This is a genomic window from Micromonospora sp. DT201, assembly GCF_049841575.1.
Taxonomy (GTDB): Bacteria; Actinomycetota; Actinomycetes; order Mycobacteriales; family Micromonosporaceae; genus Micromonospora.
In genome coordinates this window covers 1-13,636 of record NZ_JBNCKP010000028.1, presented here as the reverse complement: position 1 = coordinate 13,636, position 13,636 = coordinate 1, and the positions used below count along the sequence as shown (strand labels likewise).

17 protein-coding genes are annotated in these 13,636 nt (G+C 69.3%); 5 read left to right on the top strand and 12 right to left on the bottom strand.

Annotated features, from left to right (window positions below; all coding sequences use genetic code 11):
• Positions 1–6: 6 nt before the first annotated feature.
• Together ACLQ28_RS30760 and ACLQ28_RS30755 are read right to left on the bottom strand one after the other, a co-directional pair.
• On the bottom strand, positions 7–732 hold the full coding sequence (locus tag ACLQ28_RS30760) for a VOC family protein (protein ID WP_425689764.1): 726 nt from the start codon (positions 730–732) through the stop codon (positions 7–9).
• Positions 733–826: 94 nt separating this feature from the next.
• Positions 827–1,435, bottom strand: coding sequence for a TetR/AcrR family transcriptional regulator (locus tag ACLQ28_RS30755; RefSeq protein WP_425689763.1), 609 nt, complete (start codon positions 1,433–1,435; stop codon positions 827–829).
• A 627-nt stretch (positions 1,436–2,062) separates the two neighbouring features.
• Between ACLQ28_RS30755 and ACLQ28_RS30750 the strand changes: the two genes are divergently transcribed.
• Both ACLQ28_RS30750 and ACLQ28_RS30745 read left to right on the top strand, forming a co-directional pair.
• Positions 2,063–2,890 carry an aldo/keto reductase gene (locus ACLQ28_RS30750; RefSeq protein ID WP_425689815.1) on the top strand — a complete coding sequence of 276 codons (828 nt, stop codon included), beginning with the start codon at positions 2,063–2,065 and terminating at the stop codon, positions 2,888–2,890.
• Positions 2,891–3,250: 360 nt separating this feature from the next.
• Positions 3,251–4,144 (top strand): DUF1963 domain-containing protein, encoded by an 894-nt coding sequence (locus ACLQ28_RS30745; RefSeq protein WP_425689762.1) that lies wholly within the window; start codon positions 3,251–3,253, stop codon positions 4,142–4,144.
• Between the two features lie 57 nt (positions 4,145–4,201).
• Here the strand turns inward: ACLQ28_RS30745 and ACLQ28_RS30740 are convergent, their stop codons facing one another.
• Both ACLQ28_RS30740 and ACLQ28_RS30735 read right to left on the bottom strand, forming a co-directional pair.
• Positions 4,202–4,621 carry a hypothetical protein gene (locus ACLQ28_RS30740; RefSeq protein WP_425689761.1) on the bottom strand — a complete coding sequence of 140 codons (420 nt, stop codon included), beginning with the start codon at positions 4,619–4,621 and terminating at the stop codon, positions 4,202–4,204.
• Positions 4,618–5,175, bottom strand: coding sequence for a TetR/AcrR family transcriptional regulator (locus tag ACLQ28_RS30735; RefSeq protein ID WP_425689760.1), 558 nt, complete (start codon positions 5,173–5,175; stop codon positions 4,618–4,620). Before ACLQ28_RS30735 ends, ACLQ28_RS30740 begins: the two co-directional genes overlap by 4 nt.
• A gap of 111 nt (positions 5,176–5,286) precedes the next feature.
• Here ACLQ28_RS30735 and ACLQ28_RS30730 point away from each other — a divergent pair, with 111 nt between their 5' ends.
• On the top strand, positions 5,287–6,003 hold the full coding sequence (locus ACLQ28_RS30730) for an MBL fold metallo-hydrolase (protein WP_425689759.1): 717 nt from the start codon (positions 5,287–5,289) through the stop codon (positions 6,001–6,003).
• Here the strand turns inward: ACLQ28_RS30730 and ACLQ28_RS30725 are convergent.
• The 6 genes from ACLQ28_RS30725 to ACLQ28_RS30700 form a co-directional block, all read right to left on the bottom strand.
• Positions 5,981–6,205 (bottom strand): hypothetical protein, encoded by a 225-nt coding sequence (locus ACLQ28_RS30725; protein WP_425689758.1) that lies wholly within the window; start codon positions 6,203–6,205, stop codon positions 5,981–5,983. The genes ACLQ28_RS30730 and ACLQ28_RS30725 overlap by 23 nt on opposite strands.
• Before the next feature lie 76 nt (positions 6,206–6,281).
• Complete coding sequence (locus ACLQ28_RS30720) at positions 6,282–6,575, bottom strand: DUF6510 family protein (RefSeq protein ID WP_425689757.1); 294 nt, start codon at positions 6,573–6,575, stop codon at positions 6,282–6,284.
• A 35-nt stretch (positions 6,576–6,610) separates the two neighbouring features.
• Positions 6,611–7,375 carry a ferredoxin reductase gene (locus tag ACLQ28_RS30715; protein ID WP_425689814.1) on the bottom strand — a complete coding sequence of 255 codons (765 nt, stop codon included), beginning with the start codon at positions 7,373–7,375 and terminating at the stop codon, positions 6,611–6,613.
• A gap of 7 nt (positions 7,376–7,382) precedes the next feature.
• Complete coding sequence (locus ACLQ28_RS30710; RefSeq protein ID WP_425689756.1) at positions 7,383–7,982, bottom strand: sulfite oxidase-like oxidoreductase; 600 nt, start codon at positions 7,980–7,982, stop codon at positions 7,383–7,385.
• Between the two features lie 76 nt (positions 7,983–8,058).
• The gene (locus ACLQ28_RS30705) at positions 8,059–9,084 is read right to left on the bottom strand and encodes a TerC/Alx family metal homeostasis membrane protein (RefSeq protein ID WP_425689813.1); all 1,026 of its coding nucleotides are present in this window, start codon (positions 9,082–9,084) and stop codon (positions 8,059–8,061) included.
• A gap of 207 nt (positions 9,085–9,291) precedes the next feature.
• Entirely contained in the window at positions 9,292–9,702 is a 411-nt protein-coding gene (locus ACLQ28_RS30700) for a DUF2267 domain-containing protein (RefSeq protein WP_425689755.1), read from the bottom strand.
• A 158-nt stretch (positions 9,703–9,860) separates the two neighbouring features.
• On the opposite strand from ACLQ28_RS30700, the gene ACLQ28_RS30695 reads away from it, so the two are divergent.
• Together ACLQ28_RS30695 and ACLQ28_RS30690 are read left to right on the top strand one after the other, a co-directional pair.
• Positions 9,861–10,133 (top strand): DUF2795 domain-containing protein, encoded by a 273-nt coding sequence (locus tag ACLQ28_RS30695; protein ID WP_088947940.1) that lies wholly within the window; start codon positions 9,861–9,863, stop codon positions 10,131–10,133.
• Positions 10,134–10,208: 75 nt separating this feature from the next.
• Entirely contained in the window at positions 10,209–10,841 is a 633-nt protein-coding gene (locus tag ACLQ28_RS30690) for a DUF1345 domain-containing protein (RefSeq protein ID WP_425689754.1), read from the top strand.
• Positions 10,842–11,179: 338 nt separating this feature from the next.
• On the opposite strand, the gene ACLQ28_RS30685 is transcribed toward ACLQ28_RS30690, so the two are convergent.
• Together ACLQ28_RS30685 and ACLQ28_RS30680 are read right to left on the bottom strand one after the other, a co-directional pair.
• Positions 11,180–11,848 carry a hypothetical protein gene (locus tag ACLQ28_RS30685; RefSeq protein WP_425689753.1) on the bottom strand — a complete coding sequence of 223 codons (669 nt, stop codon included), beginning with the start codon at positions 11,846–11,848 and terminating at the stop codon, positions 11,180–11,182.
• Positions 11,849–12,040: 192 nt separating this feature from the next.
• Complete coding sequence (locus tag ACLQ28_RS30680) at positions 12,041–13,015, bottom strand: pirin family protein (protein WP_425689752.1); 975 nt, start codon at positions 13,013–13,015, stop codon at positions 12,041–12,043.
• Positions 13,016–13,636 lie beyond the last annotated feature (621 nt).

Here is a 13,636-nt window from a genome sequence, read left to right as displayed (position 1 = left end):
GGCGGACTACCGAGGTGTCAGTAGACCGAACTCGGCGCCGTCGGGGTCGGCCAGCACCAACCGGTTGACCGACGGGTCCTGATCGCTGCCGATCAGGGTCGCTCCGAGCGAGAGCAGACGGTCGACCTCTACCTGCCGGTCGACCCCGGCACGTACAGCGAGGTCGAACTGCACCCGGTCCCTGCCTCCGTTCGGCATGTACGGTGGACCGCCCCACGAGATCTTCGTGCCGCCGTTCGGTGACTGGATCGCCGTTTCCTCATCCTGGTCCCAGATCAGCGGCCACCCCAGCGCCTCGCTCCAGAAGTACCCGACCTTCTGCGACCCGTCGCAGGCCAGCGCACCGACGAACCCACAGCCGGCGAGGAAGTTGTTGCCCGGCGCGATGACGTCGAACTCGTTGCCCTCGGGGTCGGCGAGCACCACATGATCGATTTCCGGGCCCTGCCCGATGTCGGCGTGCCGCGCGCCGAGTTCCAGTGCCCTGGCCACCGTCTGCCGCTGGTCCTCCAGCGAGCTGCTCGTCAGGTCGAAGTGCATCCGGTTCTGGACGACCTTCGGTTGCTGGTTCGGGGCGAAGCGGATGTGGAACTCGGTGTCCTTGGCGGGCGGGAGCAGGAGGCCGTCGTGTGGATCGTCGATCATCTCCCGGCCCAGGAGCCCGGACCAGAACTGCGCGAGTCGCAGAGGCTGGCTCGCGTCGAAGCTGATCGCGAACAGATGTGAAGTCATCGCTTCGCTCATCTCCCATCCGACCGGACGTCGTGTCAGCCGTTGGGGCGGGAGCCTAGGTGTGTGCCCGGTCGACCGCATCCGAGTTTTCCGGTCAAGCGGTTGAATACGCCGCGGCGGTAAAGGCGCGCAGGGCGATCTCGGCCGACTGTTCCAGTTGGCCGCGCTGTGCGCCGGCTGCCGCGTGGACGGCGTGGCCTTCGGTGACGACGCTGAGGAACCGGGCCAGGGCGGTGGGGTCGACCGCCGGCGGTAGGTCGCCTTCGTCGACGGCGCGGGCGAAGCGGGCCGCCAGGGCATGTTCACCGGTCAGCCGGCTGGCCGCCAGAAATTCGGAGATGGCCGTGTTTTCGGTGCCGCAGGCGGTGCCGCCCTGAATGGAGAGGCATCCGGCGGGACGGTCGGGTCGGGTCAGCGCGACCACGTTCTCCCGGAGCAGCACCGCCGCCACCTCCTGGGCGGTGGGCTGATCCAGCGCGTCGCGCGCGTACGCCATCTCGACGTCCGCGTATCGGGCCACCACCTTGCGGAACAGGCCCTCCTTGTTGCCGAATGCGGCGTAGAGGCTGGGCTTGTTGATGCCCATGGCCCCGGTGAGCTCCGTCAGGGACGCGCCCTCGTACCCGTGCCGCCAGAACACCTCCATGGCCCGGTCCAGCGCCTGCTCGGTGTCGAAACCCCGCGGTCGTCCGGTCTGTGTCATGTCGTCCACCCCCTCGCGTGCCAAGACTACCGCCGCCCAAACCGATCGGTACAAAAGTTGGGGAATGGCGGCGGGCGCTGCTAGGTTACTTCTATACCGAGCGGTACAGAAGCCTGGAGGGGGTGGCCATGAACGACGTGAAGCGCACGCTCGGCACGGTCGGAATCTGGAGCATGGAGTTGCGCGGGGCAGCCCGACCCGAGGTCCGCGAGGCTGCCGCCGAGCTGGATCAACTCGGCTTTCCCGCGCTCTGGATCCCCGGCCTCGACGGCCCGGGGGCGCTGGACGACGTCGAGCACCTGCTGGACGCCGCACCACACGCCACCCCACTCCAGATCCCCGACATTGCGGTATCCGAGGCGGTTGACACACCAACCTCGGCGAAGTGGTGTCGATCATGCCGGTCTGGTTCGTCTTCCTCGCCGGAATCTGGTGGATCGGCTGCGACGGCCGCAGGCCCTGTACGACTGGAGTGCCGCGCGGGCCGCACGTGCCGGTACCGCCATCGACGAACCTGCCCGGCTAGATCTCCCGACGAGCGGCACCTGATACGGCTCGGGAAGGACAGAGGTTCGGCGCGCTGTTAGCTTTGCACCTCCAGCGGAGGGAGCCCAGGTGACATCGAAGATGTTCCGTATCGGGGGCGATCTGGAGGTGCGTCGACTCGGATTCGGTGCCATGCACCTGCCGACTGAGGCGGGTCCTGCCCGCGAGTCGTCTCTAGCGGTGGCCCGGCGAGCAGTCGAGCTCGGCGTCACGCTGATCGACACCGCCTACATGTATGGCTGGGGCACCAACGAGGAGCTTCTCGCCGAGGCCCTACACCCCTATCCGAATGGGCTGGTCATCACGACCAAGGTCGGCGTTGCGCGATCAGGTCCGCATGGCGAAGGGAAGCTGGACGGGCGGCCAGCCATCCTCCGCGCGCAAGTCGAGCAGGCGCTGCGCCGACTGCGCGTCGAGCGGATCGAGTTACTCCAGTTGCACCGGATCGACCCGGAAACGCCGTTCGCGGACCAGCTGGGCGTGCTGCGGGACATGACGGCTGAGGGCAAAATCGGCCGGATCGGACTGTCCGAGGTCACCGTCGCCGAACTCGACCAGGCGCGGCAGATTGTTGACGTGGCGAGCGTGCAGAACCGCTACAACCTGCTCGACCGCGAGCATGAACCCGTACTCACGGCCTGCGAGCATGCAGGGATCGCCTTCCTGCCGTGGCGGCCTGTCGCGGCCGGCACGGCAGGGGCAGCGGCGGGGATCGCTGCCGTGGCGTCCGAGGTTGGTGCTACCGCCACCCAAATTGCGCTCGCCTGGCTCCTCAGCCGCTCGCCGGCCATGCTGCCGATCCCCGGCACCGCCCGGGTCGACCACTTGAAGGAAAATCTCGCTGCCGAGGAACTCCACCTAACTCCCGCCCAATACGCCACCTTGGACCGGCTGCACGAGCCTGCGTAGCGCCTGTCGCGCTTGCACGGCCACGCACTCACCTCGGCACGTGTCCGCACTGGGGCGGCTCGATGCCTGTGGTGGACGCCCACGGGAGATGACGGGAGTTCTACCTCCCGGTGCGCACGGTCGGCGGCATGTGCGGACGACTAGTCAGGTCTTCATGAACGGTCGATCTGGTCCAGGAGATTGTCCACGCTGGGCGTGCTCGAGGAGGCAGAGCGCAGTCGCTGCGAAACTGCCGTGCTGTCGGAGCGATGACGACTGGACATCCCGGAAAATTCTTCAAAGAAGTTCGGGGGTGAGCTGCAGGTGCACGGGAGCGGCCACGCGGTCGCCGGGCTCGCCCTCGTGGCATCATTTTGCGCTATGGATCATCAAGGGCAGCTTCGTCGTGCAGCGCTCGCGTTGGGCATCCCGGACGACGAGGTCGGCCGGTTCATCCAGCACCTCCGTTTGTCGATCCGGTTGAGCGGAGGATCCAGCGGTGTTCCGGTCGGGCAGTTCGGCGGGTTGCCCCGGCTGCCGGTGGGCATGGACTGGCCGTCCGACGGGGTCAGTCCGTTGCCGTTCATCTTCTCGGTCGACTGTGCGGCGCTGCCAAGAGTCGACGGCTTCGGCCTGCCGGCAGACGGCTCGCTGCTGTTCTTCCTGAACCACGAGCAGGCCGCTGCCACCGGAGAGCGGAGGTACGGGCGAGTCGTGTACGTGCCGGCCGGCACCGATACCGAGGTGGCGGCAGGATCCACCGACGACGCGTTCGTCGACAAGCAGTACGACGTCAGCGCCACGTTGCGCGCGGAGTTCCCCGATTGGTTCGGGGTGGACGACGAGGACGACGAGGATGAGGAAGACGAGGACGACCTGTCGCCCTTCCAGCAGCAGTTGGCCCGTGACCTCGAGCGTGACCTGCCGCACCTGGACGAACTCTGTGCTCTGGCCAACGATCTCTGGCCACCTGACAACGGGTACGCCAGCGCCTATGTCGGCGGGTATGCCGACGCGGAGGTAATCAAGAGTTTTGCGGAGCAGACCCTCGCGTGGCGCGAGAAGATCGGAGAGATCGTCATCCCGGTCGCGAAATGGTATTCCCATGTGGAGGAGGAGACGCACCGGCTGACGAGTGAATGGGTGTCGCTCGCCCGCTTTCCCGTAGACAACGAGCTCTACTACCGGAGTGACGGGAGTTTCGTGATCCGTCACGACGACCTGGCCGCTGGTCGGCTGGACGAGGCGCTTTCCATGGCTGAGTTGATCCCATAGAGACATCGATGAGGTACGGGGACCGCAGGCCCCTCGTCTCGCCTCCACCGGCCTGACTCAGTGACGCCGGGTCATGGACCGAATGAACCACGGGGCCAACCATGGGGTGAGCGCGACGAGGGCGACGGCAAGGGCGGTGATGACCGCCTGCCCGATCCGGCCCGGGGTGACACCGTCCGCCACGTCCAGGACGTAGTTGGCGTACCAGTTGGCCGCCGCGTCCGTCGCCAGCACGACACAGCCCAGCGCCAGGCCCTCCACCCGGCGAGCCGCCAGGAGCAGCGCTGCCAACGGGTCCCACAGCGTCAGTGACACGAAGTAGACCGTGAGCCACCCGGGCAGGTCGAGCTGTGGCCCGAACTGGGGCATGAGCAACTGGACGACGTGCACCACGCCGCCGTAGGCGAAGACCAGCACGGCGACCGACACGACCAGCCGGACCGCGAGGGGCGTATCCCGCCATCGACCGGCACTCATCCGATCAGTGCGTCGGCGAGACGGGCGATGCCAAACTCGTATGCCTGGTCGATGTCGCCGCCAAGCTTGAAGGCGCCAGCCAATTCCATGCTGATGAACCCGTTCGCCCACGCGGTGAGCGTGCGCGCGGCGTTCAGGGCCTGAGCCTCGCCGGCGAGGTTTGCGGCCACCTGCAGCACGGGCTCGACGGCGTGGGTGAGGGCTTCGGTGCTGGGCCCGGTGCGGTCGGGTCTTGGTGCGAAGATCAGCTGGTAACCCCTCGGACGGGCGTGCGCGAACGCGCGAAAGGCCCGGGCCAACTCGGCCAGATCGCGGCGCGAATCGGTGCCGGCGCCGATGGCCGCGAGCCGTTCTCCGAGATCGCGGACGGTGGCTTCGGTGATGAGTCGCACCAGGTCGTCGCGGCTGCGCACACGCTTGTACAGCGACGGTGCGCGCACGCCGACCCGGTCGGCGACGGCCTGCATGGTCAGGCCGGAGAGGCCTGCTGACTCCAGGATGTCCTGTCCAGCGCGGACGATGGCATCGAGGGAGGTGCGATCAGGCGTCGGCATGCCACTGCCCTCCGGATCGTCGGGTCAACCCCATGGCTATTGACCATAGCCATGATGGCTACGTAGCATAGCCATCATGCTGACGATAGCAATCCCGGTGCAGGTGCGGCGATGAGGCTCGCCCCGCACCTGCACCGCATCGGCAATGACATCGTGGCCGCCTACCTCGTCGACACCGACGAGGGCGTAACCGTCATCGACGCGGGCATGACCGGGCACTGGCACGACCTGCGGGCCGAACTGTCGGACATGGGCCGATCGGTGGACGACATCCGGGGTGTCGTCCTCACCCACGGCGACAGTGACCACCTCGGGTTCGCCGAACGGCTCCGGCGCGACCACGGCGTCCCGGTCTATGTGCACGAGGCGGACGCCGCCCGCGCGCGAGGCGAGGTCAAGGCCGACAATTCGTGGGGACGGATGAAGCTCGGCGCGACGGTCGGCTTCTTCTGGTACGCGATGCGCAAGGGCGGGCTTCGCACCACCCATCTCACCGAGGTCGTCGCCGTTCACGACGGCCAGGTGCTCGACCTGCCCGGCGCACCACGCATCATCGGCGTCCCCGGGCACTCGCCGGGCAGCATCGCCATCCACGTTCCCGTGGCCGACGCCATCTTCGTCGGCGACGCCTTGACCACCCGGCATGTGTTGACCGGACAGCGGGGCCCGCAACCCGCGCCCTTCACCGACGACCCTCGGCAGGCGCTGGCCTCGCTGCACGGCCTCGAAGGCGTTCAGGCATCGTGGGTGCTACCCGGCCACGGCACGCCGTGGTCCGGTGGAGTCGCCGAGGCGATACGCGCGATCAGGACCGTCGCCAGTCCCTGATACGGCCAAATCGATCGTGAGAGTGAGCCGGGGAACGTCGGCCGACACCGGCAAGCACCTCAATCCGCATGGCACGCCAGAGCAGCAACACGGCGACCAACACCGCCGCCGCGTCCGCCCAATCCGCCGCACGCTCCTCGGCGACACCGAACTGACGCAGGGCAAGGTAGGTGGCCAGCAGAGTCGAGATGGTTGCCCACACGACCCCAGTATCGGGTCGGCACTAAGCGCTACAAGGCCGTCGACGGCCTACCGACAGGTCATGCTCGGTCGACCCGTCAGACCGGGCTGGGGAAAGTCTGCTCCATCGGCATCGGCACCTGAAGGTAGGTGGTGCCGCGCATGTCCAGCCAAGCCCGGTCGGGCCCACGGACCAGTCGCACCATCACCGCCTCGCAGGACGGGCAGCGGGCGACGAGGCCGGGCGCGTTCGAGTAGACGTGCAGGCTGGCCATCGAACCGGTCATCCCACAGTTTTCGCAGCGACCCATCGCGGTGCTCAGGTCGACGGTGAACAGCTCGCGCATCGCGCCGTCGAGCATGTTGCCGTCCAGGTACGACATCTCGGTCATCAAATCTCCTCGACCTTGCGTGAGCGGGCGGGCGGTCAGCCGGTGGGGCCGAAGCGTTCGGTCTTGACCCGCCGCGACGGATGGCCCAGCCCCACCATCAGGTCGGCTACGGTCTCCACGAACGCGGTCGGACCGCAGATGTAGCTGAGCGGTTCCAGGTCCGGTGGCCAGCCGTGCGTGTTGACATCGGCGAGCCCGATCCGGTGCGGATCGCCGCGCCAACCCTCGGGCGCCTCGCGCGTGTAGACGTACGCGATGTCCAGGCCGAAGTCGTCGCGGATCCGGCGGCGCAGCTCGTCGGCGTAGATCACGTCGCCCGGGGTGCGTACCGAGTAGATCAGCCGGAACGGCGCCTTGCTGCCGGCGGCCCGCCGGGCCCGGATCATCGCCATCAGCGGCACGATGCCGGAACCACCCGCGACCAGCTGCACCGGCGCGGTCTCCTCCGGCCGCCAGATGAACCACCCACCGAGCGGTCCGCGGACCTCCAGCGGGTCGCCGTCACCAAAGACATCAATGAGGTACGGGGACACCTCGCCGTCGGGCACACGCTGGACGGTCACCTCGATGCGCGGGCCACCCGGGCCGTCCACGGCGGGCCCGGCAATGGAGTACGACCGCGCCGCCTGGTAGCCGTCCGGGGCGGTCAGCCGCAGGTCGACGTGCTGCCCCGGCAGGTGTCCCGGCCAGTCCGGCACCTCCAGCACCAGGGTCTGCGCGGTCGGCGTCTCCACCCGGCGCTCCACCAACCGGCCGACCTGCCACCGGTTGGCCGTCCGGGGAGGTTTGCTCGTCGCCACGGCGCGCTCAGTCACCCTGGTACCGCTGTTCGCGCCACGGGTCGCCGTAGTCGTGGTAGCCGGCGGTTTCCCAGAACCCTGGCTCGTCCATCGTCTTGAGCCGGATGCCGCGCACCCACTTGGCGGATTTCCAGAAGTAGAGGTGCGGCACCAGCAACCGCGCCGGCCCGCCGTGCTCGGCGGGCAGCGGCGCGCCGTCGAAGGTGTGCACCACCCAGGCCCGGCCGCCGCGCAGGTCGTCCAGCGGCAGGTTTGTGGTGTACCCGCCGTAGGAGTGCGCGAGCGCGAAGTGCGCTCCCGTGTCGACGCCGGCGAGCAGGGTGTCCAGTGAGACGCCCTGCCAGTTGGTGCCGAGCTTGGACCAGCGGGTGACGCAGTGGATGTCCACCATTGGCGTCTCCTGCGGCAGGGCCATCAGCTCCTGCCACGACCACCGGTGCTCGCTGCCGTTCTCGGCGGCGATGACGAACTCCCAGGTGTCCAGGGACACCCGGGGCGTCGGGCCGGCGGAGAGCACCGGGTAGTCCTCGGTCAGGTATTGACCGGGTGGCAGGGCAGGCTCCTGTGTTCGGGGCCGACCCTGAAAGCCCGGTGACACGATTCCCATTGCACAGTCGTACCACCCACGCTGGCCGGGCCGGGAGCTTTCCGGCGTACCTCCTTGTCGTCCCTGCTCGGCGCGGTCAGTGCTGCTCCGTGACGACCTCGCGTTCCTCGGGCACGTCGTTGCCCCGGGTGGCGCGCAGGCTGGTCAGGGTGACCACCACCAGCACACCGATGATCACGCCGAGCGAAGCCAGGGTGGGGATCTGCGGGACTCTGTCCCAGATGCCGTGCGCCCAGTGCAGACCGAGCTTGAGGCCGATGAACGCCAGGATGATGGCCAGGCCGTAGCTGAGGTGCACCAGCCGGCTCAGCGCCGCGTGCAGGACGAAGTAGAGCGCCCGCAGGCCGAGCAGGGCGAACGCGTTGGTGGCGAAGACCAGGTACGGGTCCTCGGTGATGCCGTAGACCGCCGGCACCGAGTCGACCGCGAAGACGATGTCGGTGGCCAGCACCGCGACCACCACCAGGGCGAACGGGGTGAGTGCCCGCTTCGCGCCCTGCCGGATCGTCATCTTGGTGCCGTGGTAGTCGTCGATCACCGGCATGATCTTGCGCAGGAGTTTCACCGAGCGCATCTTGTTGATGTCGACTTCCTGCTGATGCCCGGACATGGCGTCGCGCAGCAGCTTCACCGCCGTGGCGATGAGGATGATCGCGAAGAGCAGGAAGGCGAAGTCGAGGGTCTGCAACGCCGCCGCTCCGAGGGCGATGAAGACGGCCCGCAGCACCAGCGCCCCGGCGATGCCATAGAGCAGCACCCGCTGGGCGAGCACGGCCGGCACCGCGAACGCGGCCAGCAGCAACATGAAGACGAAGAGGTTGTCGACCGAGAGAGACTTCTCCACCAGGTAACCGGTCAGGTACTGCACGCTCTGGTCGGAGCCGTAGCGGGACCAGATCCAACCACCGAACGCCAGCGGCAGGGCTATGTAGAACGCCGACCAGCCGAGGGCCTCCCGCATGGACACCTCATGCGGACGGCGCGTGACCAGGAAATCCAGCACCAGCAGCAGAATGACGCCGACGATGGTCGCCGCCCACAGCGTGGGCGTGCCCACCGACGACAGCTCACTGGCGGCGGACAGGTACGACACTTCGCTCATTGGGGTCTCCTCGAACACCGTCATGTTCGAGGTCTCCTTCACCCATCACCTGATGGGCAACCACCCGAGGCGCGCCGGGCGCGCCGTACTGACCGGAATGATTCGTGGGAAGTACTCCCCTCGCACCACAAGGTTAGGCCAGGCCGAATCGCCATGCCAAGCGGGACATCGATGGTTGCCCTGGTCAACCGCTGTGCAGGGCCGCAGTCAGGCGCGGCGCAGCGTCGCCCCCGGGGCCATCGCCTGCTCCACCAGACCCCGATAGTCACGTGGCAGCTGAGTGGCCACATCATCGAACTCACCACCGGTGATCGCCTCGCGCAGAGTGGTGAAAACCGCCCGGGCGGCATCACGAGCGGCGGGCTCCTCCACACGTGCGCGCAAGGCGACCCGAGCAACGAACTCGGCCGCCCCGAACCGGTCCGCCTGCTCGGTGCTCGGGCTCGGTTTGAGCACCAGTTGCAGCGGCTGGGGCAGCTGGGCGGCCAGGTCCAGAACCTCACCGCCGGTCAGCCGCTCGGCGAACGTCTCCAACACGGCCCGGGTCAGCTCGACCGCCCGCTCAGACGACGTCGCGGTGCGCTGGGAAACCTGGTCGATGAAAGTGTCGTAGTTCATCGCGTACTCCCTTGGGCTCGCGTCGGCGCCTGCGGGTACCCGCGGCGGCAGGATGGAAACGGCACCGGGATTCCTCCGCCCGAGCGGGCGTGACCGGCCGGCGGGCGGGTAACCGCCGCCGGTCGTGACCACATCGATGTCCCGAGGGAGCCCAAGCCATGGCGAGCTACGCCGACGTCCTGCAGTACCTGTCGAGCCTGGACTACCCGGCCGAAAAGAACGACGTGGTCCGCGAGGCCGAACGCGAAGGCGCCCCGCCGGACGTACTGAAGGCGTTGCGCGCCCTGCCGCCGGTGGACTACGCCAACGGCACCGAAGTGGCCCGATCGGCCGGCATCGAGGCAGCACCCGAGGTGAGCCCCGCACAGAGGGCCGAGCAGGCCCGGGACAAGAAGCACAACCGCGTCTCGCAGCATCTGCGCGGCATCTGACCCGGTGGTGGCGGCCACAGCCCGGACGCGCGGGCGCGGATGACCCGCACCGGCCCACCATCCCGGCCAGCCGACGTGCGATTCCCGGCCGCGGTGCAACTCGCCGTGGTGGCGGTGGTCGGCATCATCGCCGGCTTCCTCTTCGCACTGATGCTGCCACCGCCGCTCGCCGCGCTGGCCGGCTGGGACGTGGGCGCGCTCAGCTGGCTCGTGCTGGTCTGGCACAAACTCTGGCCCATGGACTCCGAGCGGACCGCCCGGCTGGCCGTACACGAGGACCCCAACCGGGCGGCCCGGGACGCGCTGCTGCTCGTCGCCTGCCTGGCCAGCCTGCTGGCCGTCGGACTGGTCGTGGCCAGCGCGCAGAGCGCACCACCCGGCCTCAACCGCGAAGCGCACAGCGGCCTGGGCGTCCTCAGCGTGGTGCTCTCCTGGTTCGTGGTGCACACCGTGTTCGCCGCCCGGTACGCCCGGATCTACTACACCGGCCCGGACGGCGGGGTCAACTTCAACCAGCCCGAACCGCCGTGCTACTCCGACTTCGCGTACGTCGCGTTCACCATCGGGACGACGTTCCAGATCTCCGACACCAACCTGACCAGCAACGAGATGCGTCGCACGGTGCTGCGGCACTCGATGGTGTCGTACCTGTTCGGCGCATTCATCATCGCCGTGACCGTGAACCTGCTGGCGGGGCTGGCGCGCTGAGCGGCTTGCTCTGGTGGCTGGGCGGCTTGCTCTGGTGGGCTGGGCCGCTTGCCGCGGTGGCTGGGCTGGGGCCGTTTCCGCGGTGGCTGGGCCGCTGGCCCCGGTTACGACACGGGGCGGGCCGGATTGAACGCCGGGACAGGCGGGCGCCCCTGGTCACGAACCGCGACCCAGGGCGCCACGCAAACCTGCCCAGGCGGTGAACCGCGTCCGAACCGGTCGCGGCCACCAGGCGGTGGATGCCCCCTCGAACCGAGCGGCCAGCACTGCCGGGTCCAACCATACGACAGAACATCCTCCGTTTGGTCAGATTTTGGCGAAGTGTGGGCCAGCGCACGTCACCGTCGGCTGGTGACCTCCGCGTACCGGTGTTCCAGGTCGACCCGAGCCAACGCCCCCACCAGCCAGGCCAGCCGCTCCGACTCGCCGCTGGCCAGGCCGGCCAGGTCGTCCGCCGACCTGCCCAGCCCGAGCCTGCGGGCGGCGACCAACGCCCGCCGGTCGGCGACCGGGGCCACCTCCCGCCACAGCGCCTGCGCCTCGCGGAGAAACAGGTCGACGACCTGATCCTCAACGCCGGGAAGCTGGGCGAGGAGCGCACGTTCCCGGGCCGGGTCATGGTGCGCCACCGCCCGCAACCGGCGCAGATCGCCCCGGTACCGCTCGACCACCACCCGCGCCAGATCACCCAACACGTCAGCCAGCGCGTCCACGTCGCCACGCTGACCGCTGGCGCGCAGCACCCGCACCCGGTCCTCGTGCAGCGAACGGGCCAGCCGGGCGGCGCTGTCCCACCCCTCGTCACGCAACGCCCGCGCCCCGTCCAACGCCCGGCGGAAGTCGCCCCGACGGGCCAGCAACACCGCCAGATACAGCACCTGGAACAGGCTCGCCGGGTTGTTGGTCACCCGAAAGCCGTACTGCTCGGCGAAGCCCCGTCCACTGCCCGCGAGCCGGCGCGCCAAGCGCTTCCGGTCCTCCACGGGAGTGATCAAAGTGGTCGGCATGCCCGCGACTACCCGCGCGGCAGTCGGTCACACGCGCGACGCAACGCCGTCTGCGTGGCGGCGGTACGCCGTCTGCATGGCGGCGGTACGCCGTCTGCATGGCGGCGGCAGGCTGTCTGCGTGGCGACGTGTCAGCCGCGGCGTGCGAGCTGCCGGGGCGATGCGGTCAGCCGTGCAGGCCGGGCGATGCGGTCAGCCGTGCAGGCCGCCGATGCGGTCGCGGGCCTTGAGGCGGGTGGTGGGCAGGGCAGGCGCTGGCAGCGGCGGCGCAGGATCGTCGGCGACCACACCGAAACGTGGGTTCCCCGCCATCCAATCCTCCCGGGCGGCGGCGACCTCCTCGTGCGAGCGACCGACGAAGTTCCACCACATCACCAACGGCTCCTCGAACGGCGTACCGCCCAGCAGCAGCAACCGGGCCCCGGCCCCGCCACGCACGGTCACCTCGCGGCGGCCCGAACCCAGGTAGAGCAGCGCCCCCGGCTCGAACCCCACCCCGGCGGCCTCAGCGGACCCGGACATCGCCAACAGGGCGTACTCGAAATCGGGCCGCAGCGACAGCGTGGCCGGCGCCTCGCCGCTCAACTCCAGCTGCACACCGACCAGCGGGGTGTGCACCACCGCCGGTGACCGCTGCCCGGCGAACTCGCCGACCAGCAGGGTGAAGTCCAAGTCACCGTCACGCCAGCGCGGCAGGTCGGCGTGGTGGGCGAAATCGGCCGCTCCCGCTCTCGCCGGGTCCGGCAGTGCCACCCAGAGCTGCACGCCGTGCATCACCGGCGGATGGGTGGCCGGTGACCGCTCGGAGTGGGCGATGCCGTTCCCCGAGGTCATCACGTTCAGCTGACCGGGCCGAATCGGCTGGACGTTGCCGAGGCTGTCCCGGTGCAGGATCTCACCGTCGAGCAGCCAGGTCACCGTCTGCAGGCCGGTATGCGGGTGCGGCGGCACCTCCATGCCGGGTCGCTGCGCCACATCGTCCGGCCCAAAATGGTCCACGAAACACCAGGCGCCGACCATCCGGCGGGGGCGCTGCGGCAGCAGCCGCCGCACAGTGGTGTACCGACCCAGCGGCACATCGTGGCCGGGCAACAGCACGCTGCCGGGATCGACGTCGGCCACACCAGGTGGTCGGGTCTGCGCCAGCATTGATTCAGTACGCTCCACCGCCCGACTGTACGCTCACGCCCACCCAGGGCCCGCAGCGCTTCTGGCAGGGTCATCGACCAGGGCTGACCGAGTGCCGGACACCGTCACGCTGATCGCGCCCGCGACCGAGTCGCGACAGATCCGCTCGGCCGCGCGGGTGCCGAGCAACCGCCGCGCGCCGCACTGCCTACCCTCGTCGATCAGGAGTTGTGGTGGGGGACAAAGCCGTCCCAAGCATCCCCGACCAGGCACCACAACTCCATGATCGACCTGGTCTTTGGGCACGGGCGTGCGCGAGTGCCTGGGGGCGTGGGCGGTGGCGCGAGTGCGGGGCAGGGGTATGCCGCTGGCGCGGGGCATGGACGGTGGCGCCCGTGCGGGGCGGGGCCGAGGCGCGAGCACTGGGGCACGGGCGCGAGCACTGGGGCGCGGGCGCGAGCACTGGGGCGCGGGCGCGAGCACTGGGGCGCGGGCGCGAGCACTGGGGCACGGGCGCGAGCACTGGGGCACGGGCGCGGATACGGGGGCGGGTGTCGGGGGCGAGAGTCGGAGCGTGGGTGTGGGCGCAGTTGGGGTGTGGGTATGCCGGTGGCCGGCACCCCGGGTTGGGGGTGCCGGCCAGCGGTTGTCTTGCCGTTC